21 protein-coding genes and 1 riboswitch are annotated in these 22219 nt (G+C 73.4%); of the genes, 12 read left to right on the forward strand and 9 right to left on the reverse strand.

Annotation, left to right across the window (positions count from 1 at the left end; all coding sequences use genetic code 11):
• Nucleotide 1 precedes the first annotated feature (1 nt).
• Nucleotides 2–1273, forward strand: coding sequence for a globin domain-containing protein (locus ACLQ22_RS20970; protein ID WP_425693790.1), 1272 nt, complete (start codon nucleotides 2–4; stop codon nucleotides 1271–1273).
• Nucleotides 1270–1893: a DivIVA domain-containing protein gene (locus ACLQ22_RS20975; protein ID WP_425693791.1), complete on the forward strand. Its 624-nt coding sequence runs from the start codon at nucleotides 1270–1272 to the stop codon at nucleotides 1891–1893. Before ACLQ22_RS20970 ends, ACLQ22_RS20975 begins: the two co-directional genes overlap by 4 nt.
• Nucleotides 1894–1903: 10 nt before the next feature.
• Here the strand turns inward: ACLQ22_RS20975 and ACLQ22_RS20980 are convergent, their stop codons facing one another.
• On the reverse strand, nucleotides 1904–2563 hold the full coding sequence (locus tag ACLQ22_RS20980; RefSeq protein ID WP_425693792.1) for an NAD(P)H-binding protein: 660 nt from the start codon (nucleotides 2561–2563) through the stop codon (nucleotides 1904–1906).
• 123 nt (nucleotides 2564–2686) lie between these two features.
• Here ACLQ22_RS20980 and ACLQ22_RS20985 point away from each other — a divergent pair, with 123 nt between their 5' ends.
• Both ACLQ22_RS20985 and gcvP read left to right on the forward strand, forming a co-directional pair.
• The gene (locus ACLQ22_RS20985) at nucleotides 2687–3562 is read left to right on the forward strand and encodes an NAD-dependent protein deacetylase (protein WP_425693793.1); all 876 of its coding nucleotides are present in this window, start codon (nucleotides 2687–2689) and stop codon (nucleotides 3560–3562) included.
• 110 nt (nucleotides 3563–3672) lie between these two features.
• Nucleotides 3673–3771, forward strand: a riboswitch (glycine riboswitch).
• A 74-nt stretch (nucleotides 3772–3845) separates the two neighbouring features.
• Nucleotides 3846–6692 (forward strand): aminomethyl-transferring glycine dehydrogenase, encoded by a 2847-nt coding sequence (gcvP, locus tag ACLQ22_RS20990; protein WP_425693794.1) that lies wholly within the window; start codon nucleotides 3846–3848, stop codon nucleotides 6690–6692.
• A 126-nt stretch (nucleotides 6693–6818) separates the two neighbouring features.
• On the opposite strand, the gene ACLQ22_RS20995 is transcribed toward gcvP, so the two are convergent.
• Nucleotides 6819–7019: a DUF5999 family protein gene (locus ACLQ22_RS20995; RefSeq protein WP_089000314.1), complete on the reverse strand. Its 201-nt coding sequence runs from the start codon at nucleotides 7017–7019 to the stop codon at nucleotides 6819–6821.
• A gap of 96 nt (nucleotides 7020–7115) precedes the next feature.
• Between ACLQ22_RS20995 and ACLQ22_RS21000 the strand changes: the two genes are divergently transcribed.
• The 3 genes from ACLQ22_RS21000 (at nucleotide 7116) to ACLQ22_RS21010 (ending at nucleotide 10974) form a co-directional block, all read left to right on the forward strand.
• Nucleotides 7116–8339, forward strand: a complete 1224-nt coding sequence (locus ACLQ22_RS21000; protein WP_425693795.1) for a chorismate-binding protein — start codon at nucleotides 7116–7118, stop codon at nucleotides 8337–8339.
• Between the two features lie 197 nt (nucleotides 8340–8536).
• Nucleotides 8537–10144 carry an L-lactate permease gene (locus ACLQ22_RS21005; protein WP_425693796.1) on the forward strand — a complete coding sequence of 536 codons (1608 nt, stop codon included), beginning with the start codon at nucleotides 8537–8539 and terminating at the stop codon, nucleotides 10142–10144.
• Nucleotides 10145–10317: 173 nt separating this feature from the next.
• A complete protein-coding gene (locus ACLQ22_RS21010) occupies nucleotides 10318–10974 on the forward strand; it encodes a dihydrofolate reductase family protein (protein ID WP_425693797.1) in 657 nt (218 codons plus the stop codon).
• A 13-nt stretch (nucleotides 10975–10987) separates the two neighbouring features.
• On the opposite strand, the gene pip is transcribed toward ACLQ22_RS21010, so the two are convergent.
• The 3 genes from pip to ACLQ22_RS21025 form a co-directional block, all read right to left on the reverse strand.
• Nucleotides 10988–11947, reverse strand: coding sequence for a prolyl aminopeptidase (gene pip / locus ACLQ22_RS21015; RefSeq protein WP_425693953.1), 960 nt, complete (start codon nucleotides 11945–11947; stop codon nucleotides 10988–10990).
• A gap of 213 nt (nucleotides 11948–12160) precedes the next feature.
• Nucleotides 12161–12979, reverse strand: a complete 819-nt coding sequence (locus ACLQ22_RS21020) for an ABC transporter permease (protein WP_425693798.1) — start codon at nucleotides 12977–12979, stop codon at nucleotides 12161–12163.
• The gene (locus ACLQ22_RS21025) at nucleotides 12976–13959 is read right to left on the reverse strand and encodes an ATP-binding cassette domain-containing protein (RefSeq protein WP_425693799.1); all 984 of its coding nucleotides are present in this window, start codon (nucleotides 13957–13959) and stop codon (nucleotides 12976–12978) included. Before ACLQ22_RS21025 ends, ACLQ22_RS21020 begins: the two co-directional genes overlap by 4 nt.
• Before the next feature lie 73 nt (nucleotides 13960–14032).
• On the opposite strand from ACLQ22_RS21025, the gene ACLQ22_RS21030 reads away from it, so the two are divergent.
• Nucleotides 14033–14821 (forward strand): TetR/AcrR family transcriptional regulator, encoded by a 789-nt coding sequence (locus tag ACLQ22_RS21030; RefSeq protein WP_425693800.1) that lies wholly within the window; start codon nucleotides 14033–14035, stop codon nucleotides 14819–14821.
• Nucleotides 14822–14831: 10 nt separating this feature from the next.
• Nucleotides 14832–15341, forward strand: a complete 510-nt coding sequence (def, locus tag ACLQ22_RS21035) for a peptide deformylase (protein WP_425693801.1) — start codon at nucleotides 14832–14834, stop codon at nucleotides 15339–15341.
• 105 nt (nucleotides 15342–15446) lie between these two features.
• Here def and ACLQ22_RS21040 read toward each other — a convergent pair whose 3' ends face one another.
• Both ACLQ22_RS21040 and ACLQ22_RS21045 read right to left on the reverse strand, forming a co-directional pair.
• A complete protein-coding gene (locus tag ACLQ22_RS21040) occupies nucleotides 15447–16223 on the reverse strand; it encodes a GNAT family N-acetyltransferase (protein WP_425693802.1) in 777 nt (258 codons plus the stop codon).
• 59 nt (nucleotides 16224–16282) lie between these two features.
• Nucleotides 16283–16651 carry a winged helix-turn-helix transcriptional regulator gene (locus ACLQ22_RS21045; RefSeq protein WP_425693803.1) on the reverse strand — a complete coding sequence of 123 codons (369 nt, stop codon included), beginning with the start codon at nucleotides 16649–16651 and terminating at the stop codon, nucleotides 16283–16285.
• A 100-nt stretch (nucleotides 16652–16751) separates the two neighbouring features.
• On the opposite strand from ACLQ22_RS21045, the gene ACLQ22_RS21050 reads away from it, so the two are divergent.
• Entirely contained in the window at nucleotides 16752–17363 is a 612-nt protein-coding gene (locus tag ACLQ22_RS21050; protein ID WP_425693804.1) for a malonic semialdehyde reductase, read from the forward strand.
• Between the two features lie 29 nt (nucleotides 17364–17392).
• On the opposite strand, the gene ACLQ22_RS21055 is transcribed toward ACLQ22_RS21050, so the two are convergent.
• Nucleotides 17393–18166, reverse strand: coding sequence for a sulfite exporter TauE/SafE family protein (locus ACLQ22_RS21055; protein ID WP_370040308.1), 774 nt, complete (start codon nucleotides 18164–18166; stop codon nucleotides 17393–17395).
• 198 nt (nucleotides 18167–18364) lie between these two features.
• On the opposite strand from ACLQ22_RS21055, the gene ACLQ22_RS21060 reads away from it, so the two are divergent.
• A complete protein-coding gene (locus ACLQ22_RS21060) occupies nucleotides 18365–19144 on the forward strand; it encodes an endonuclease/exonuclease/phosphatase family protein (RefSeq protein WP_416609670.1) in 780 nt (259 codons plus the stop codon).
• Between the two features lie 98 nt (nucleotides 19145–19242).
• Complete coding sequence (locus ACLQ22_RS21065) at nucleotides 19243–20823, forward strand: NAD(P)-binding domain-containing protein (RefSeq protein WP_425693805.1); 1581 nt, start codon at nucleotides 19243–19245, stop codon at nucleotides 20821–20823.
• Nucleotides 20824–20841: 18 nt separating this feature from the next.
• Here the strand turns inward: ACLQ22_RS21065 and ACLQ22_RS21070 are convergent, their stop codons facing one another.
• Complete coding sequence (locus ACLQ22_RS21070) at nucleotides 20842–21987, reverse strand: carboxylate-amine ligase (RefSeq protein ID WP_425693954.1); 1146 nt, start codon at nucleotides 21985–21987, stop codon at nucleotides 20842–20844.
• Nucleotides 21988–22219 lie beyond the last annotated feature (232 nt).

The raw sequence follows: 22219 nt of genomic DNA on the forward strand, positions 1-22219 counted from the left end.
CATGGATGTCGCGGCGTTACGCCAGAGTTGGGCCCAGTTCTGCGTGGCCGGTCCGGAGGCGGCGAAGCACTTCTACGCGACGTTGTTCGTGATCGCGCCCGAGGTCCGCACGATGTTCCCGACCAACATGGAGTATCAGCAGGACAAGTTGCTGGCGGCGTTGGGGCACGTCATCACCCACATCGACGACGAGCGGGTGGTGACGTCGTTCGCGCAGCGGTTGGGGGCTGACCACCGCCGGTTCCGGGGGGAGGACCGGCAGGGTCGGCCGGTGCCGATGGCGGAGTGGCACTACAGCCAGGTCGGGCAGGCGTTGCTGTTGACGTTGGAGCGGTTCCTCGGGCCACGGTGGACGCCGGCGCTGCGCGCGGAGTGGGCCGCGGCCTACGAGTTGGTGGCGCGGTTGATGCTGACCGGGGCGGCGGAGGCGGTGCGGTCGTCGCCGCCGTACTGGGAGGCGGAGGTGCTGAGGGTGCAGCGGCGGCGGTCCGACGTGTGTGTGTTCACGGTCCGCCCGAACTATCTGTGCGAGTACCTGCCGGGGCAGTCGTTGCCGGTGCAGGTGCCGCAGTTGCGGACGTGGCGCTATCTGTCGCCGGCGAACGCGCCACGCCCGGACGGGACGATCGAGTTCCACGTCCGCGCCACGGGTCGGTTCTCCACCCATCTGGTGCGCAAGGTGCGCGAGGGCGACCAGCTGCTGTTGGGGTTGCCGGTGGGTGAGGCGTTGGCGTCGTACGACCGGTCACCGCATCTGCCGCTGCTGCTGGTGGCCGGGGGCACCGGGCTGGCGCCGTTGCGGGCGGTGGTGGAGGCGTTGCAGCGGGGACCGGGACGTCCGACGACTCTGGTGGTGGGCGGCAAGACGCCCGACGACCTGTATGACGACCGGGCGTTGCGGGAGTTGGCGGCGATGCCGCCGGCGGGGTCGTGGCAGTCCGGTGAGGTCGGTGGGTGGCTCCGGTACGTGCCGACGGTCGAGAGCGGCTGGCAGTGGCAGGGTGCGATCGGTACGGCCGGTCACACCGCGGCACGGTTGGGTCCGTGGCGGGACACCGAGGTGCTCGTGTGCGGCAGCCCGGAGATGACCCGGGAGACGATCAGCGCCCTGGCCACGTCGGGGGTGACGCCGGAGCGGATCCTGACCGAAAGTTACGATCACTCCCTCTACCCACCTCTGGCGAGCGCGGCTGCCGCCGCGCCGTCCGATGTGATCTGGACCGGTGCGGCTCCCGCCGCACCGCGCGACTTGAGTTGGACAGGTGCGCGATGAGCATCGACCACGGTGACCGGGTGGTCGCCGATCCGCACGGTGAGCTGACCCGGTCGGTGGCCGCGCTGGAGGCGCGCCGGTTCCGGGGCAGCCGGTGGCTGTCGGCCGACGAGGTCGCCGGCCTGGCCCGGTCGGTGGACGAGCGGGTGGCGTTGCTGGGTGGTGAGGTGGACCGGCTGCGGCGGGAGAACGAGGCTCTGGCGCGGCAGGTGGAGATGTTGCGCCACGGCGCGTTGCCCAGCACCGCCCCGCAGGGCCCGGACCCGATGGTGATCGAGTTGGCGGTGCGGGCGCAGGACGAGGCGAACCGGACGATCAGTGAGGCCAGCGCGGAGGGCGCGGAGATCATCGCCGACGCGCGGCGGCAGGCCGAGGAGATCATCGCGGAGGCGCACGTGTTGGCCGGGGATGCTGCCGGCCTGGCGGGGAACGAGGGGTTGCCGCGGCAGGTGCGGGAGTTGGAGGGCCGACAGATGGCGTTGGTGGCGGCGGTGGCGGCGGCGCAGCAGCACCTGAGCCGGTGGCAGGCGTACCTGTCGGAGCAGTCGGAGCAGTTGCGTACCGACGCGGCGGCTGCTGGGGCCCTCAGCGCGCAGTTGCGTGCGGTGGTCGGAGAGTAGCGACGTCGGGTCAGTGCCGGTCGACGGCGGCGACGGCGTCGGCGATGGGGGTGTCGCCGGCGACGACTTCCAGGATCGCGCCGGCGCTGCGCGGGTGGTAGAGCAGGGCGACCAGCACCCGGGCGACGTCGGTGCGGGTCACGGCGCCCGAGGGGGCGTGTCGGGCGAGGGTGATCCGCCCGGTGGGCGCGTCGTCGGTGAGCCGGCCGGGTCGCAGGATCGTCCAGTCGAGGTCGCGGCCGGTCAGGTCGTCCTCGGCGGCCTTCTTGGCCCGCAGGTACGCCGCGAACACCTCGTCGGTGCCGGCGGGTGGTGCGCCTTCCACGCCCACCGAGGAGATCAGCAGGTAGCGGCGCACGTCGGCGCGTTGCGCGGCGTCGGCGAGCAGGGCGGCGCCGGCCCGGTCGACGGTGTCCTTGCGTTCGGCGCCGCTGCCGGGGCCGGCGCCGGCGGCGAAGAGGACGGCGTCGGCGCCCCGCAGGTGCGCGGCGAGTTCGTCGACGCCGACGTGTTCGAGGTCGGCCACGACGGGCTGGGCGCCGGCGGCACGCAGCGCGGCGGCGTGGTCTGGGTTGCGGATCAGGCCGACGGCGGTGTCGCCGCGTCCGGCGAGTTCGCGGTGGGTCAGCTGGGCGATCTTGCCGTGTCCTCCGGCGATGACGACGCGCATACCGCCAACCTAGCCGCCGTCGGACCACGGCGTGGCCGGTCGACGGGGGCCGGGCCGGTGTCGGGGGCGACGTCGGTGCCCGGGTGTTCGCGGGAGGGTGGTTGCCTGAGGCAGCATGGACGGGTGACGGAGACGGTCGACGCGCTGGCCGGCCTGGTGGCCGGCGGTGGTGTCGTGGTGTTGAGCGGGGCGGGGCTGTCCACCGAGTCGGGCATCCCGGACTACCGGGGGCCCAGTGGCGCGGCGCGGCGGCACACCCCGATGACGTACCAGGCGTTCACGCGCGACGCGCAGGCGCGGCGGCGCTACTGGGCGCGCAGCCACCTGGGGTGGCGCACGATCGCGCGGGCGGCCCCGAACGAGGGGCACCGGGCGGTGGCGCGGCTGCAACGTGGCGGGCTCATCGAGGGGATCATCACGCAGAACGTGGACGGGCTGCACACCGCCGCGGGCAGCTCGCAGGTGGTGGAGCTGCACGGCCGCCTCGACGAGGTGGTGTGCCTGGGCTGCGGCAACCAGACCTCGCGGGAGGAGTTGGACCGGCGGCTGCGGGAGGCGAACCCGGACTTCGACGCGCGGGTCGCGGCGGTCAATCCGGACGGTGACGTGGATCTCGCCGACGACGAGGTGGCCGGCTTCCGTACGGTCGACTGCACGTTCTGCCGTGGCGGCATGCTGAAGCCGGACGTGGTGTTCTTCGGGGAGACGGTGCCGGCGGCCCGGGTGGCCCGCTGTTTCGCGCTGGTGGCGCGGGCGCGGCTGCTGCTGGTGCTGGGCTCGTCGTTGACGGTGATGTCGGGTCGCCGGTTCGTGGTGCGCGCGGCGAAGCTGGGCGTTCCGGTGGTGATCGTCAACCAGGGGCCGACGCGGGGCGACGGGTATGCGGCGTTGACCGTCGACGCGCCGCTGGGGCGGCTGCTGCCGGCGCTGGCCGACCGGACGGCCGCCGCCGCCGCGGTGCCGACGGTGCCGACGGGGTTGACGGGCGTCGGCCGGTAGCGGTCCCGGCGGGGTCACGGGGGCTGGTGGGTGGTCCACCGTCGCCCGCGCCCGGCGGGGGTACGACCTCCGGTGGGTGATCCGGCGCTGGTAGCGTTGACCATGCCGGCAGCACCCACGTGGGAGAGACCGCCCAGCAGCACCTCGGGCGGCGCCGAAGGGGCAAATCCTCCCCGGAACCTCTCAGGCAAAAGGACCTCGTGGGCAGGCACTGTGGAGCGCCTCGCGGGGCGCGACAGAGGGGGAGGCCGACCTGTCGACCTCGCCCCCGGGAGTGCCGCCCATGACCGTAGAGCAGTTCGCCGCCCGCCACATCGGCCCTGATCCGGACGACGAGCGCCGGATGTTGGAGGCCGTCGGTTACGGCTCGGTCGAAGAGCTGATGGACGCGGCGATTCCCGAGGTGATCCGCTGGCACGGCACCCTGGACCTGCCGGAGCCGGCCAGCGAGCACGACGCCCTCGCCGAGCTGAGGGCCCTGGCGGCCCGCAACACGGTCGTGGTGTCGATGATCGGTCTGGGCTACCACGGCACGCACACCCCGGCGGTGATCCGCCGCAACGTGCTGGAGGACCCGGCCTGGTACACCGCGTACACGCCGTACCAGCCGGAGATCAGCCAGGGGCGGCTGGAGGCGCTGCTGAACTTCCAGACCATGGTCACCGACCTGACCGGGCTGGCCACCGCGAACGCGTCGATGCTCGACGAGAGCACCGCCGCGGCCGAGGCGATGACCCTCGCGCGCCGCGCGTCGAAGAGCAGGAGCCCGGTGTACGTGGTCGACGCCGACACCCTGCCGCAGACCATCGCGGTCATCGCCAGCCGGGCCGAGCCCCTCGGCATCGACGTGCGGATCGTCGACACCGAGCGCGACGAGTTGCCGGCGGAGTTCTTCGGGCTGCACCTGCAGTACCCGGGGGCGTCCGGGGCGGTGCGTGACCAGGCGGGTTTGGTCGAGGCGGCGCACGCCGTCGGGGCGTTGGTCACCGTGGCGGCGGACCTGCTGGCCCTGACGCTGCTGCGTGCGCCGGGGGAGATCGGCGCCGACATCGCCGCCGGCACCACCCAGCGTTTCGGCGTACCGATGGGCTTCGGTGGGCCGCACGCCGGCTACCTGGCGGTACGGGCGGGGCTGGAGCGGATGCTTCCCGGCCGGCTGGTGGGGGTGTCGCGCGACGCGGACGGCAACCCGGCGTACCGGTTGGCGTTGCAGACCCGGGAGCAGCACATCCGGCGGGAGAAGGCGACCAGCAACATCTGCACCGCGCAGGTGCTGCTGGCGGTGATGGCCGGCATGTACGCCGTCTACCACGGTCCGGACGGGCTGCGGGGGATCGCCCGCCGTACCCACGACATGGCGGCCCGGCTGGCGGCGGCGCTGCGGGGCGTGGACGGCGTCGAGGTGGTGCACGAGGCGTTCTTCGACACCGTCCTGGTGCGGGTGCCCGGCGGCGCCGAGGCGGTCGTCGCCGACGCCGCCGCCCGGGGCGTGAACCTGCGGCTGGTCGACGCCGACCACGTGGGGGTGTCCTGCGACGAGACGACCACCGTCGCGCACCTGCGGAAGGTGTGCGACGCGTTCGGGGCCACCGTCGCCGGGCGGGCGGTGGCCGTGGCGGACGCGCCGGTGGGGGGCGCGTTGCCGGCGGCGCTGGCGCGTACGTCGGACTTCCTCACCCACGCGGTGTTCCGCAGTCACCACTCGGAGACGGCGATGCTGCGCTACCTGCGGCGGCTGTCGGACTTCGACTACGCCCTGGACCGGGGCATGATCCCGCTCGGGTCGTGCACGATGAAGCTCAACGCCACCACCGAGATGGAGCCGGTGAGTTGGCCGGAGTTCGCCCACATCCACCCGTTGGCGCCGGACGCGCAGACCGCCGGCTACCGGGAGATGATCTCCCAGTTGGAGGGGTGGCTGGCGGAGGTGACCGGCTACGACGCGGTCAGCGTGCAGCCCAACGCCGGTTCGCAGGGTGAGCTGGCGGGTCTGCTGGCGATCCGGGCGTACCACCGGCAGCGGGGCGAGGCGCACCGGGACGTGTGTCTGATCCCGTCGTCGGCGCACGGCACCAACGCCGCCAGCGCGGTGATGGCCGGCATGCGGGTCGTCGTGGTGGGCTGCGACGACGGGGGCAACATCGACCTGGTGGACCTCGACGCGAAGATCGACAAGCATCGGGACGCCCTCGCGGCGATCATGGTGACGTATCCGTCGACGCACGGGGTGTACGAGACGGGCATCGCGTCGTTGTGCGCGAAGGTCCACGACGCCGGCGGTCAGGTGTACGTCGACGGGGCGAACCTCAACGCGCTGGTCGGGTTCGCCAAGCCGGGGAAGTTCGGGGCGGACGTGTCGCACCTGAACCTGCACAAGACGTTCTGCATCCCGCACGGCGGCGGCGGTCCGGGGGTGGGTCCGGTGGCGGTGCGGGCGCACCTGGCGCCGTTCCTGCCGGGTGATCCGCTGGGCGTGCACGTCGACGGACGGCCGGCGATCTCGGCGGCCCGTCACGGGTCGGCGGGGATCCTACCGATCCCGTGGGCGTACCTGCGGATGATGGGCGCGGCGGGGCTGGTGCGGGCCACCGGCGTGGCGGTGCTGGCGGCGAACTACGTGGCGGCGCGGCTGCGCGGGCACTTCCCGGTGCTGTACGCGGGCAACAAGGGCCTGGTGGCGCACGAGTGCATCCTGGATGTGCGGCCGCTGACGAAGGCGACCGGGGTGAGCGTGGACGACGTGGCGAAGCGGCTGATCGACTACGGGTTCCACGCGCCGACGATGTCGTTCCCGGTGGCGGGGACGCTGATGGTGGAGCCCACCGAGAGTGAGGATCTGGCCGAGCTGGACCGGTTCTGCGACGCGATGATCGCCATCCGGGCGGAGATCGACAGGGTGGCGTCGGGGGAGTGGCCGGCCGGCGACAACCCTCTCGCCAACGCCCCGCACACCGCGGCGATGGTGTCCGCGGACGAGTGGCCGCACCCGTACCCGCGGTCGGTGGGCGCGTACCCGGCCGGGGTGCAGCGGGCCGGGAAGTACTGGCCGCCGGTGCGGCGCATCGACGGCGCGTACGGCGACCGGAACCTGGTGTGTTCCTGCCCGGCTCCGGAGGCGTTCGAGAGCTGACGACGCGTGACGCCGGGGCGGTCGTGGTGCCGCCCCGGCGGGTGCGCCGACCTGGGCGGGGGGTGTCCCGACCGGGGGACTAGCCTTGATCGACGTGTCTGGAATGCGTGACGCAGCGTGACAGGGTCAGGCGACGAGGGCGTGTCGGGCCGGGCCGCGGTGCGGGGCGATGCTGCTGCCGTCGGGGAGGAGTTCGCCGGTGTCCTCGAAGACGATGACACCGTTGCAGAGCAGGCTCCAGCCCTGCTCAGGGAAGCAGGCGAGGACTCGGGCGGCTTCCCGGTCGGTCGCTTCGGCGGAGGGGCAGGTGGGTTGGTGCTGGCACATCGGGATCTCCGGACTGTGGGGGCACTGTGTCATGGTTCACATGACCAGTGACGCACAGTACCAAGCGAAACCGGCCAACATCGAGCACGTATGGACGTGGTTTCTTCGAAATCCACTGAACGGATGAGGCATGATGGGCCGGACGGCGTGGAAACGCTCCCAGGGCTAGGGGTCGAGACACCGGGGGCACCGGCCCGCTGCCGCCGTACGCTCGTCGAGCGGGCCCGGTGGCAGTGGCGGCCCGCCGACGGCGGGGACCCGGCGGCGCGGGCCGAGGAGTTCCTCGCCGCGCACGACCTGCCGCTGCACGAGCTGGCCCGCCCCGCCGGGCGCCACGACCCGGCCGGGGTGTGCGGGGCCGCCCTCTACGTCTCCGCCGCCGCCGGCGCGGCCCTCGTCGGCGCGCCCGCCGGCGCGGCCAACCCCGTCCCCGCGCTGCCGGAGGTCGCCGTGGTCGTCTACGGCCACGCACCGGCCGCACCGCTACCCACCGCGGCACCCGACACGCACTGGTGGCACGGCCACTGGGCCGAGAGCTGGACGCCGCGACAGCACGCCGACGCCGTGACGGCGGTCCGCGCGGCGATCGGCCGCGGCGACGTCTACCAGGTCAACCTCGTCGGCCACGCCGCCGCCCGCTACACCGGCGACCCGCTGCCGGCCCTGCGCCGGCTCGCCGGGCTGCCCGGCGCCCGCTACGGCGGCACCCTCGCCGGGGCGGGCTGGGCGATCGGCTGCGCCAGCCCCGAGACCCTGGTGGAGCTGGCCGACGGCCGGTTGATCACCAGGCCGATCAAGGGCACCCGGCCGGCCACCGCCGCCGGCCGCGCCGAGCTGCTCGCCTCGGCCAAGGAACGCGCCGAGCACGTGATGATCGTCGACCTGGAACGCAACGACCTGGCCCGCGTCGCCCGCACCGGCAGCGTGCGCGTCGACGAGCTGTTCGCCGTACGCCGGTGGTGCGACCTGTGGCAGGCGGAGTCGACGGTGTCCGCGGCGGTCGCCGACGGACTCGGCCTGGCGGACCTGCTGCGCGCGGTCTGCCCCGGCGGCTCGGTCACCGGCGCCCCGAAGCTCGCCGCCCTGGAGCACATCGCCGCGCTGGAGCCGGTCGGCCGGGGCGCCAGCATGGGCGCGCTCGGCTGGGTCGCCCCGGGACGCATCGACCTGGGCCTGACCATCCGCACCGCCGCCGTGGACGCCGAGCGGGTGCACGTGTGGGCCGGCGGGGGTATCACGTGGGGCAGCGATCCCGACGCCGAGGTCGCCGAGGCCGCCGCGAAGGCCGCCCCGGTGCGCGCCGCGCTCGCCGCCCGCTGAGCTGCGCGGGCCGGGATCCGGCCACCACCGCGTTCGCCGGTGGCTCACGGGACCCCGGCCATCACCGGGCCGGTCCCGCACGCACTGGCGCGCCGGTCTGCGCACGGTGGAAGAGGCGTCGCGCCGGCCGCGTCGGGTGAGATGAGCCGTACTGCCCGCCACCCGGGCCAGGGCGTCCGCAGCCGAGGCGGTCCGCGATGTACCAGCAACCCCTGCAACCCGTCGGCGGGTCGCTCGCGCTCAGCGCAGCCTGCGCCGCGCTGCCGTTGCTGACCCTGTTCGTGCTGCTCGGAGTCGTGCGTACGCGGGCCTGGGTGGCGGCGTTCGGCGCGCTGTCCGTGGCGGTCGTGCTGGCCTGGGGGCTGTGGCGGATGCCGCTGCCGCAGACGCTGCTGGCCGCCGCCCAGGGCGCCACCTTCGCCCTCTTCCCGCTCGCCTGGACGTTCGGCACGGCGATCTGGATCCACCGCCTGACCGTGCACACGGGGCACTTCGACACGCTGCGGCAGGGTTTCGCCCGGATCAGCGACGACCGCCGCGTGCAGGCCATGGTGATCGCGTTCTGCTTCGGCTCGCTGCTCGAGGCCCTGGCCGGGCAGGGCACGCCGGTCGCCGTCACCACGGTCATGCTGCTGGCCCTCGGCTTCACCCCGCTGCGCGCGGCCGCCGTGGCGTTGGTCGGCAACACGGTGCCGGCGGCCTTCGGACCGCTCGGCCTGCCGATCACCACGCTGGCCGGCGTGACCGGGCTGCCCGCCACCGAACTGGGCATGATGGCCGGCCGGCAGGTCCCGGTGATCGCGGTCGTCGTCCCGCTGGTCGTGCTCGCCGCCGCCGACGGCCGGCGGGGCGTACGCGAACTGTGGCGTCCGGCGCTGGCGTGCGGCGGCGCGTTCGCGGTAGCCCAGTTCGTCACGGCGAACTGGCTGACGGCCGCCCTGGCCGACATCACCGCCGCGTTCGCGGGGATGGGCGTCCTGCTGCTCGTCGTCCGCCGCAAGGTGGTGCGGCGCACGGCTGTCGTGCCGGTCGGCGGGGGGCCGCCGGAGCCCGACGCGCCGGAGCCGGCGGGGTCGCGGTGGCGGGCGTACGCGCCGTACCTGACGATCGTGGTGGTCTTCGCCGTCTCCCAGGTGCCGGTCGTCAAGCGGCTGCTCGACGCCGGCACGCTCGCGGTCTCCTGGCCCGGACTGCACGTGGTCACCGCGTCCGGTGACCCGTCGCCCCTGACGACGTTCCGTTTCGCCTGGCTCGCGGCCCCCGGGTCGTTGCTGCTGGTGGCCGGCCTGATCACGGTGGCGCTGCTGCGGGTGGCACCGCGCGAGGCCGTCGGGCTCTACGGGCGGACCCTGTTCGAGCTGCGGTGGGCCGTGCTGACGGTGGTCGGGCTGCTGGCGCTGTCGTTCACCATGAACGCCGCCGGGCAGGTCGCCACGCTGGGCGTCTGGATGGCCGGCGCGGGCGGCCTCTTCGCCGTGCTGGCGCCGGTCCTCGGCTGGCTCGGTGTCGCCCTTACCGGCTCGGACACGTCGTCCAACTCCCTGTTCGGCGCGCTTCAGGTGGCCGCGGCGCAGCGGGCCGGCCTCGATCCGGTCCTGTTGGCCGCGGCCAACGCCTCCGGCGGCACGCTCGGCAAGATGATCAGCCTGCAGAACCTCACGATCGCAGCCGCGGCGGTCGGACTCACCGGCCGGGAGGGCGACCTGTTCCGGCGGATGTTCGGCCCGAGCGTGCTGCTGCTCGCCCTGATGTGTGTGCTGGTCGGGTTGCAGGCGACGCCCGTGCTGTCCTGGATGGTGCCGTAGCCCGGGCCGCCCCCGCTGCCCTCCCGGGAGTCCTGTCACCGCCGCCGACAATATTTTTTGTCTTGACAGTTCCTGTCGTCGGCGGCAGGCTTCGGGTGGGCGGCGCTCCGCCGGAGGAACACACCGCAACCCCAGCCTGCACATCCCGCAGGCCCCTGCCAGGGAGGCATCGCATGCAGATCAGCGTCCACACCTTCGTCAGCCTCGACGGCGTCATGCAGGGCCCCGGCGGGCCCGAGGAGGACACCAGCAACGGCTTCACGCGCGGGGGCTGGCTCGTGCCGCACAGCGGCGACGGCCAGCTCGACGTCGTCGACGGGTGGTTCCGGCAGGCCGACGCCTTCCTGCTGGGACGCCGCACCTTCGAGATGATGCGCGGCTACTGGTCGCAGGTCACCGACCCCGACAACCTGGTGGCCACCGCCCTCAACACGGGGCCGAAGTACGTCGTCAGCAACACCCTCTCCGACGCCGACGCGGCCTGGGGACAGACCACCGTGCTGCGCGGCGGCGACATCGTCGCGCAGGTGCGGCGGCTCAGGGAGCAGCCGGGCGGCGAGCTGCAGGTGCACGGCAGCTGGCAGCTGGCGCGCGCCCTGCACGACGCGGGGCTCGTCGACACCTACCGGCTGCTGCAGTTCCCCGTCGTCGTCGGCGACGGCAAGCGCCTGTTCGCCGACGGCGCGACCCCGGCGTCCTACCGGATCACCGACTCGACGGTGGCCGGCGGCGGCGCGGGGGCCGTCGCGCTCACCCTGCGCCGGAGCGGATTCGGGGCCAGCGCCGCCGGCGAGTTCGTGGTGCGCGACGGCAAGGAGGCCGTGGCGTAGCGGCGTCGACTCGTCAGCGGCGCTCGGCGAAGTCGTCCAGCGCCGCCACCACCCGCTGCGCCATGCCGTTGCCCGACCCGTGCCCGGCGGCCTCCAGCAGCTCCAGCCGGGCGTCGGGCCAGGCCTGCGCCAGCTGCCACGCCACCTCCGGCGGGCTGCTGATGTCGAGCCTGCCGTGCAGCAGCACCCCGGGGATGCCGGCCAGCCGCCCCGCCTCGCGCAGCAGCTGCCCCTCCGGCAGGAAGCACCCGTTGCGCCAGTAATGCGTGACCAGCCGGGCCTGCAGCATCCGGAACACCGGGTCGGCGTAGCGGGGGTCGGGCCGGTGGCCGGGTGCGGTGGCGACGTGGGTGTCCTCCCAGTCGCACCACTGTCGTGCCGCCCGCTCGCGCACCGCCGGGTCCGGGTCGGCCAGCAGCCGGGCGTACGCGTCGGCCAGGTCGCCGTCGCGCTCGGCCGGCGGCACGCCGTCGCGGAAGCGGGCCCACTCGGCCGGGAAGATCCGCCCCATGTCCCGGGTGAGCCACTCGATCTCCCGGCGGGTGCCGGCGGTCACGCTGAACAGCACCAGCTCACTGACCCGCTCCGGGTGCCGTTGCGCGTACGCCAGGGCGAGGGAGGCGCCCCAGGAGGCGCCGAGCACCAGCCAGCGCTGCACGCCGAGGTGTGCGCGTAGCAGTTCGATGTCGGCGATCAGGTGGTCGGTGGTGTTGGTGGACAGGTCCACGGCCGGGTCGGCGGCGTGCGGGGTGCTGCGACCGCAGCCGCGCTGGTCGAACAGCGTCACCCGGTAGCGGGCCGGGTCGAACAGGGTCCGCCAGCCGGGCGCGCAGCCGGAGCCGGGCCCGCCGTGCAGCACGACGGCGGGCTTGCCGTCGGGATTGCCGCAGGTCTCCCAGTACACGCGCTGGCCGTCACCCACGTCGAGCATCCCGTGCGCGTACGGCTCGACCAGGGGATATCGCTCGGCCATCGCCCACTCCTTGCTCTCACCCATCGAACGCAACAGCGCTGTCACGTTAGCGGGGTGAGTGACGCGCCGGAACGGGAGGCACTGGGGACGCTGCTGCGGCACGTCTTCGACGTGCTCGCCGCGGTGCGCCGGCGGCCGCTGCGCCAACGCAGGCCTGCCGCCGCCCTGCCAGGCCCCGCCCCGCGCCCGCCTGGCGGGCGCGGAGAGCGTCGGTCACCGGCCGAGCCCGCGGTACCGGCGTACCGCCAGGGGCCCGAACACGGCGATCAGCAGCAGCGGCCACGCCACGGCGAGCACGACGGCGTGCTGCGCGGCGAACGACTCGCCGCCCCAGCCGGGGTTGCCGAACAGTTGCCGGCAGGCCCCGACGGTCGCCGACAGCGGGTTCCACCCGGCGAGCGTGGCGAGCCAGCCGGGCATGGTGTCGGGGGAGACGAACGCGTTGGAGGTGAACCCGACCGGCCAGACCAGGATCTGCAGCATCACCACCGACTCGGGTCTGCGCAGCAGCAGCGCCAGGTGGATGCCGACCCAGATCAGGGCGAAGCGCAGCAGCAGGAGCAGCCCGACGGCGGCCAGCGCCGCCGGGGCCCCGGCCCGCCACTGCCAGCCGACGGCGACGCCGCAGGCGAGCATGACGGCCAGGCCGGCGGCGCAGTGCAGCAGGTCGGCGGCGGCGCGGCCGGTGAGCACCGCCGAGGGCGTCATCGGCAGCGACCGGAACCGGTCGGTGACGCCGCGCGCCGTGTCGGTGGCCACGGCCGCGTACGTCGACTCGATGCCGAAGAGCACCGTCATGGCGAACATGCCGGGCAGCAGGAACTCGCGGTAGTCGCCGCCGCCGGGCACGCTCATCGCGCCGCCGAACAGGTAGCCGAACATCAGCACCATCAGCACCGGGAAGAGCAGCCCGACGACGAACTGCCCGGGTTGGCGCCGCCAGTGCGCCAGCGCCCGGCCGGTGAGGGTGACGCCGTCGGCGACGGCCCAGCGCAGGCGGCGCGGCGCGGGGGGTACGCCCGTCGTGCTCATGCGCCCACCCTGTCCCGGTCGGGGCGGGTGGTGGGGGAGTCGTTGCCGGTGAGCCGCAGGAACACCTCGTCGAGGGTGGGGCGGCGCACCGCGACGTCGGCGGCGGTCAACCCGGCGTCGTCCAGGGCCCGCAGCACGGCGGCCAGCGCGGTCACCCGCCCGGTGACGGCGACGCTCAGGCGCAGGCCCGCCGCGTCGACGAGCGGGGTCGCGGTGACGGCGGCGCCGACGACGCGTACCGCCTTCTCCAGGTCGTCGGCGCGGGTCAGCACGACCTCGACGCGGTCGCCGCCGAGCGCGGACTTCAGTTGCTCCGGGGTGCCGTCGGCGATCACCCGGCCGGCGTCGACGACCCGGACGGTGTGGGCGAGCTGGTCGGCCTCCTCCAGGTACTGCGTGGTCAGCAGCACGGTGGTGCCGTCGGTGACGAGCCGGCGCACCGCGTCCCACACCTGCGCGCGGGCACGCGGGTCGAGGCCGGTGGTGGGCTCGTCGAGGAAGAGCACCGGCGGGTCGAGGATCAGGCTCGCCGCGAGGTCGAGGCGCCGGCGCATCCCGCCGGAGTACGTGCCGACCGGCCGGTCGGCGGCGTCGCTCAGGTCGAAGCGGGCGAGCAGGTCGGCGGCCCGGGCGCGGGCCCGCGCGCTCCCGAGGTGGTGCAGCCGGCCGAACAGCACCAGGTTCTGCCGGCCGCTGAGCACCTCGTCGAGCGCGGCGTGCTGGCCGACCAGGCCGATGCGGGCGCGGACCCGCTCGGGGTGGCGCAGCACGTCGGCGCCGGCCACCCGGGCCGTGCCGGCGTCGGGCCGCAGCAGGGTGCTCAGCACCCGTACCGCCGTGGTCTTGCCCGCCCCGTTCGGGCCGAGCAGGCCGCACACGGTGCCGGCGGGCACCGTGAGGTCGAGGCCGGCGAGGGCCTGGGTGCCGCCGTAGCGCTTGCGCAGCCCTTCGGCCTCGATGGCCGGTCCGTCGTCGTGCATCCGCGCCCCCGTCCCACTTGCGCCGTACGCCGTACCGTACAGCATACGGTACGGCGCACGCTACAGTGCCGGGATGACGACCGAGTACAGCGGCACCGGCGACCCCGCGCGCAGCCTCGCCCTGCTCTGGCGCACCCGCGAACGCACCAGCCGCAAGGGCCGGCCCGACCTGTCCGTGGACCGCATCGTGCGCGCCGCCATCGACGTGGCCGACGCCGAGGGCCTCGCCGCCCTGTCCATGCGCCGCGTCGCCGAACGGCTCGGCGTGGGCACCATGTCCCTCTACACCTACGTCCCCGGCAAGGGCGAACTGCTCGACGTCATGCTCGACACCGTCTACGGCGAGACCGCCCGCCCCGACGACGTGCCCGGCGGCTGGCGCGGCCGGCTCACCCACATCGCCCGCGAGACCTGGGCGCTCTACCTGCGCCACCCCTGGCTGCTGCAGGTCGCCACCACCCGCCCCCCGCTGGGCCCCAACGTCATCGCCCGCTACGAGTACGAACTGCGCGCCGTCGACGGCATCGGCCTGACCGACTTGGAGATGGACGCCGTCGTCACCCTCATCTCCGGCTACGTCCACGGCGCCGTACGCAGCGCCGTGGAGGCCGCCCAGGCCGCCGCGCGCACCGGCATGACCGAGCAGCAGTGGTGGCAGGCCCACGCCCCCTACCTGGAGAAGGCCCTCGACCCGCGCCGCTACCCCCTCGCCGCCCGCGTCGGCACCGCCGCCGGCCAGGAGTACCAGGCCGCCGCCGACCCCCACGGCGCCTTCGAGTTCGGCCTGGCCCGCATCCTCGACGGCATCGAGGTCCTCGTCGCCGCCCGCCCGGACGCCGCCACCACCACCGGCGACCGATAACCTTGCCGGCATGACGATGCGCCCCATCAGGATCATCGGTGACCCCGTGCTGCGCACCCCCAGCGAGCCCGTCACCAGCTTCGACGCCGAGCTTCGCGCCCTGGTCACCGACCTGATGGACACCCTGCTCGGCGCCCCCGGCCGCGCCGGCGTCGCCGCCCCCCAGATCGGCGTCAACGCCCAGGTGTTCGTCTACGACGCCGACGGGCACCGCGGCCACCTGGTCAACCCGACGCTGGAGGTGTCGGAGGAACTGCAGGACGACGACGAGGGCTGCCTGTCCATCCCTGGCCTCTACTTCCCGACGCCGCGCGCCCTGCACGCCACCGCCCACGGCTTCGACCAGCACGGCGAGCCGCTGACCGTCTCGGGCAGCGGATTCCTCGCCCGCGCCCTGCAACACGAGACCGACCACCTCGCCGGCCGGCTCTACGTCGACACCCTGCGCGGCGACACCCGCCGCAGGGCGCTGCGGGAGATCCGCGCCGGCCGCTTCGACTCACCCAGCCGCCGCGGCTGAGCCAACGTCGTCCCGGCGGTCGACGCCGACGCGGCCAACCCGCAGTTGATCGCACCGCACACGCGCGGGCCGCCGGCCGGGATGGGCACCGCTCGGCGCCGGCGGTCACCGACCGTGGGCGCTCAGCGCGTACTCGCCGTAGTCGGCCACCCGGGTGAAGCCCAGCCGCCCGTAGAGCCGCAACGCCGCCGCGTTGTCCGCCTTGACGTTGAGCGTGACGTGCGTGACGTGCTCGCGCAGCCGCCGGCACAGCGCGGCCACCACCGCGCCGGCCAGCCCCCGCCCACGCAACCGGGGATGGGTGGTCACGTTGCCCAGCGCCGCCACCCGGTACGCCGGGGAGAACACGTGCACCCCCGCGACCGCCACCAGCTCACCGCCGTCGCGCACGCCCACGTACTGGCCGGTGTCCAGCATCCGCGGGTCGAACCAGTTGCCCGGGTAGGCGACGTCGTACAGCCGGCGCAGCGCCGGCAGGTCGGCGGCGTCCAGCACGGTTCCCGCCGGGGTCACCGTGTCCAGCCGCGCCGGATCGGTCAGCGCCATGCGGTGGTGCGGGCCGGCCGCGTCCATCCGGAACGCCCCGGCCAGCCCCGGCTCCAGGCCGGGGGACAGGTGCGCCCACAGGCGGGCCGGCAGCACCGGCGCGAGCTGACGCAGCAGCGCCGCCAGCCGCTCCACCCGTGCCGGGGCCGCGAACGCCAGCAGCGTGGGCGGGTCCGCGCCGTGGTAGAGCAACGCGACCTCCTCGTCGCGGCGAAACCAGGAGGTGTACGGCCAGAAGAAGTCGTCCAGGTCACCCAGCTGGTACGCGTGCAGCACCGGGTCCCGCCCGAGCAGCGCGGCCAGGACGCTCCGGTCGTGTTCGGCGCGTACCGGCATCCGCCGATGATCACACATCCGCCCCCGGCGCGGAACGCTGCGCCCGGCGCCGGCGCCCCTCAGCAGCCCGGCGGCGTGGCCGTCTCCGGCTCGGCGGGAAGGTTCTCGTGCGCCCACCGGCCCAACGCGTCGAGCACCGGCAGCAGTGCCGCGCCCGCCCCGGTCAGCTCGTAGCTCACCCCCACCGGGGGACCCTGCCGGACCGTCCGGGTGACCAGCCCGAGCCGCACGAGCTCGCCCAGCCGGTCCGACAGCACCGACTCGCTGATCCCGGGCAGTGCGCGGGTCAGCTCCGCGAACCCGGCCGGCCCGTCGGCGAGGGAGCTCAGAAGCATGCCGTTCCACCGCTTGCCGAGAAACGCGAAGGCCCGGGCGACGCCCCCGTCACACGTGCGGGGCGTGTCGCCCACCTGCGGCCTGACCGTCATGATTCCAGGATACGGGGGACATCCCCCGAACAAGGGACTACTAAAAACCTAGCTGCTACCGTTACCGAAGCAGACCAGCCGATTCGATGGAGACGCCCCGATGACCGACGTCCACTCGCCCCTGATCAACCTCGACCCCGAGGCCCAGGCGCTGCTGTTCACCGACGCCCGCACCGCCAACACCTTCACCGACGAGCCGGTCACCGACGAACAACTCCAGGCGATCTTCGAACTCGCCAAGTTCCCGCCCACCGCCGCCAACACCCAACCCCTGCGCATCCTCTACGTACGCCCCGGCGAGGCCCGCACCCGCCTGGTCGCCCACATGAACGAAGGCAACCAGGCCAAGACCGCCACCGCCCCCATGGTCGCCGTGCTCGCCGCCGACACCGACTTCCACGAGTTCATCCCGCGGGTCTTCCCCATCCGACCCCAGATGCGCGACAGCCTCGCCGGCAACCTGGAGGCACGCGAGCGCATGGCCCGCTTCAACGCCACCCTCCAGATCGGCTACTACCTGCTCGCCGTGCGCGCCGCCGGCCTCGCCGCCGGACCCATGGCCGGCTTCGACGCCGCCGCCATCGACCGCGAGTTCTTCGCCGACACCACCTGGAAGACCCTGCTCGTGGTCAACATCGGCCGCCCCGGCGAGAACGCCTGGTTCCCCCGCCTGCCCCGCCTCGACTACACCGACGTCGTCCGGCACGCCTGACCCACCCACGACCAGTGGGTGGCGACCCGTCAGGCCGCCACCCACTGGTCGAAGCCCAACTTGCCGACCAACGCCAGCACCACCACCAACAGCACCACCCGCACGAAACCCGAGCCGCGCCGCAACGCCATCCGCGCCCCCAACGCCGCCCCGGCGATGTTGCACACCGCCATCGCCGCCCCCAGCAACCACCACACGTGCCCCGTCGCCGCGAACACCGCCAACGCCCCCAGGTTCGTGCCCACGTTCACGACCTTCGCCATCGCCGAGCCGTGCACGAAGTCCGCCCCCACCAGCGCCGTGAACGCCACCACCAGAAACGTCCCCGTACCCGGACCTACCAGCCCGTCGTACAGGGCGATGCCCACCCCGGCCACCGCGACCGCCACGCCCACCCGCACCCGCGTACGCCGATGCGGCTGCGCCACCACCCCCAACCGCGGACGCAACACCACGAACGCCGCCACCGACACCAGCACCACCAGCACCACCGGCCGGTACGCCGACGCCGGCACCGCCCCCGCCAACGCCGCACCCACCCCCGCGCAACACATCGCCAACCCCGCCGCCGGCCCCGCCACCGCCCAATCGATCTTCGTACGCCGCGCGTACGTCACCGCCGCCGTCGCCGTACCCGCGATCGCCGTCAACTTGTTCGTGCCCAATGCCGACGCCACCGGCATCCCGGGCGCCGCCACCAGCAACGCCGGCAACAACAGCAGCCCACCACCACCCACCACCGCGTCGATCCAACCGGCCATCGCGGCCGCGGCGAGCAGGGTCGTCAACGACAGGGGATCCACATCCACGGGCCGCCATTCTGCCCACCACCACCCGCCCCACGACCCGCCCTGTGGCCAGCCTCACCGGCGCCGCCGGTCACCGACCCCGCGCCCGACGCAGCCACACCCCCACCGCCGCCAACGCCACGAACAACAGCACCGAACACAACAACACCTTCAACACCGGGCAACCCTCCCACGGCCACGTAGGGTGCAAGCGTGCGCCTGGCCACCTTCAACCTGCTGCACGGCCGGTCCCTCGCCGACGGACTCGTCGACCCCGACCGGCTCACCGCCGCCGTCACCGCCCTCGACGCCGACGTCCTCGCCCTGCAAGAGGTCGACCGCGACCAGAGCCGCAGCGGCAAACTCGACCTCACCGCCATCGCCGCCCGCGCCCTCGACGCCGGCGAACACCGCTTCGCCGCCGCCGTCGTCGGCACCCCCGGCGAACAGTTCCGCCCCCTCACCCACGACGACGACGGGCACGGCGAACCCTGCTACGGCGTCGGCCTCGTCACCCGCCACCGCGTCCACACCTGGCAGGTCACCCGACTGCGCCCCGCCCCCGTACGCTCACCCGTCTACGTCCCCGGCCCCCGCGGCGGACTCATCCTCCTGCGCGACGAACCCCGCGTCGTCCTCGCCGCCGTCCTCGACACCCCACACGGCCGCCTCACCGTCGCCGCCACCCACCTGTCCTTCGTCCCCGGCTGGAACGCCCACCAACTCCGCCAGACCGTCCGCGCCCTACGCACCCTGCCCGCCCCGCGCATCCTCCTTGGCGACCTCAACCTGCCCGCCGGCCCCGCCCGACTCCTCACCGGCTGGCGCCCCCTCGGCCGCCGCCCCACCTACCCCGCCGGGCAACCCCGCGTCCAACTCGACCACATCCTCGCCGACCGCCACGGCCTCGACCAGCTGCCACCCGTCACCGCCGTACACACCCCCGTGTCCACCATCTCCGACCACCGCCCCCTCCTGGTCGACCTCGGCTGACACGACGCCGGGGGAGAGGACACCCTCACCAGCGGTGGCGTCACCATCACCCCACCCAGCGTTGACACCACCCCGCCGCATCGGCGAAGGTCTCTGGCGTGACGGCACCCACCCCAGGCCCGACGAGCCACCACGACGCCACCACCGAACACCACCGGTACGTCATCATCGGAGCCGGACCAGCCGGCCTCCAACTCAGCTACTACCTCCAACAGGCCGGCTGCGACTACGTCACCCTCGAACGCGCCCCCGCACCCGCCGAGTTCTTCCGCCACTTCCCCCGGCACCGCCGGCTCATCTCCCTCAACAAGGTCCACACCACCAGCACCGACCCCGAGATCCGCCTGCGCTGGGACTGGAACTCCCTGCTGCACGAACCCGCCGACCTGCCCTTCGCCAAATACAGCAGCGAATACTTCCCCCACGCCGACGACATGGTGCGCTACCTCACCGACTTCCAGCGCTACCACCAACTCGCCGTACGCTTCGACACCCCCGCCGACCGGATCGAACGCCTCGACGACGGCTTCCTCGTCCACACCCCCGACCGCGTCCTGCACTGCCGCTGCCTCATCGTCGCCACCGGCTGGGGCCGACCCAACATCCCCGACATCCCCGGCATCGAACACGCCACCGGCTACGAGGACATGCACACCGACCCCGCCGCCTACGCCGGCCACCGCGTCCTCATCCTCGGCAAGGGCAACTCCGCGTTCGAAACGGCCTCCGCGATCCTCGGCCACGCCGCCATGATCCACCTCGCCAGCCCCCGCCCACTGCGCCTCGCCTGGAACACCAAACACCCCGGAGACGTCCGCGGCCACCACGGCGCCGTCCTCGACAGCTACCAGTTCAAGACCCTGCACTCCGTCCTCGACTGCGTCATCGACGAGATCCGCCCCCTCGACAACCGCTACCAGGTACACCTCACCTACACCCACGCCGACGGCGAAACCGCCGTCATGGAATACGAAACCGTCCTCCGCTGCACCGGCTTCACCATGGACACCACCCCCTTCGACCCCACCTGCCGACCCGACATGGTCCCCAGCGGCCGCATGCCCACCACCACCGGCGACTGGCAGTCCACCAACGTCGACGGCCTCTACTTCGCCGGCACCCTCGCCCAGGACCGCGACCTCAAGAAAGCCTCCTCCGCCTTCATCGACGGATTCCGCTACAACCTGCGCACCCTCACCGCCCTGCTGCGCGAACGCTACGACGGCGTACCCCTGCCACACACCCTCGTCGACCGCGACGCCGACACCCTCACCACCCTCGTCCTCGACCGGGTCAACTGGAGCTCCGCCCTGTGGACCCAGTTCGAATTCCTCTGCGACGCCCTCGTCGTCGACCCCCACGGGCAGCTACGCCACTACACCGACCTGCCCGAAGACCACGTCCGCGCCCGCTTCCACGACCACCCGCACTACTACACCGTCAGCCTGCGCTGGGGCCGCGACGACTACGGCGACGTCTTCGCCATCGAACGCCACCCCCAACCCGACCGCGCCGCCGAAAGCGCCTTCATCCACCCCGTCATCCGCCGCTACCACGGCGACACCCTCGTCGACGAACTCCACCTGCTCGAAGACCTGCTCGCCGAATGGCGCCGCCCCGACCGCCACGTGACACCCCTGCGCGACTACTTCGCCCGCGAACTACACCGCGACCGGTGACCGGACCACCCCGCACACCTACGCCGGCTGCCGCTCATCCACCACCGTCTGCGCCACCAGAAAATCCACCACATCCGTCAACCGACCCCGACGACCCGCCGCCGCCCGCTGCCGCACCGCACCACCACCCACCACCAACAACCGCTCCGACCAACCCCGCACCAGCGCCTCATCCCCACACGCCCGCAACACCGGCGCCAACCACCCCACCACCTCACCCAACACCTCCCGCACCGGACGCAACCGACCCGAACCGACCTCCGGCAACGACCCCTCCAACCCGTCGCGCGCCGCCCGCCAGTACGCCGCCCGCAACCACTCCCCGGCAACCTCCGGACCGTGATCACCCCGATCCACCGCCTCCAACGCCCGCACCACCAACGCCCGCACCAACGCCGCCACCAACGCCGACTCCTGCGCCGACACCGGCACGTCCGACACCCGCACCTCCAACGTCGGATGCGTCACCGACGGCCGGATGTCCCAGAACAACGTCCCCGCATCCACCACCGCCCCCGCCGCCGACAACATCTCCACCACCCGCTCGTAGTGAGCCAGCGACGTGAACCGCGGCGGCGGCCCCGCCACCGGCCACCGCGGCCAGATCATCGACCGCCAACTCGCATAACCCGAATCCCGCCCCTCCCAGAACGGCGAATTCGCCGTCAACGCGATCAACAACGGCAGATACGCCCGCAGATGATTGCTCACCAGCAACGCCCGCTCCCGATCCGGCAACTCCACATGCACGTGCAACGCACAGATCGCCAACTCGTCGTGCAACCCCCGGAACGTCGCCGTACCCCGATCCTGCCGCGGCCCCCGCGTCACCGGCGGCGCCGTCGCACCCGGCAACACCGGCGTACCGGTCGCCACGATCCGCAATCCGTCGACCGCCGCACACTCCGCCACCACCCGACGAGCCTCCACCAACTGCGCCAACAACCCCCGCACCGACGACGTCGGATCCGTCCTCGTCTCCACGTGCAGCGTCGTGATCTCACCCGACACCCGCGCACCCAACCGCGCCACCGCCCGATCCACCACCGCACCCGCACCCGGCACCACACACCGACTCACCGGATCGACCAGCAGGAACTCCTCCTCCACCCCCAACCGCGGACCCGACGCCACACCATCCCCGCCGACCTGCACCGGCACCATGGCCTCCACTCACGACACCCCGGGCGACCGCCCGACTCGGACAGGCCGACAGGGTAGCCCGAACCAGTGACCAACGGGACACCCACAGTCAGTACACCGACCCGCTATCCCGACCGCACCGGGACACACCACACCCGACCCCCTGTGGCAAGCTGAACCCAGACGCGACTGGCGGCCAGAGGATGGGCACCAAACCATCGGGGAGCTCCACGCGCGGAGGTCGACCGCCTGG

Source organism: Micromonospora sp. DT178, from assembly GCF_049841695.1.
Lineage (GTDB): Bacteria > Actinomycetota > Actinomycetes > Mycobacteriales > Micromonosporaceae > Micromonospora.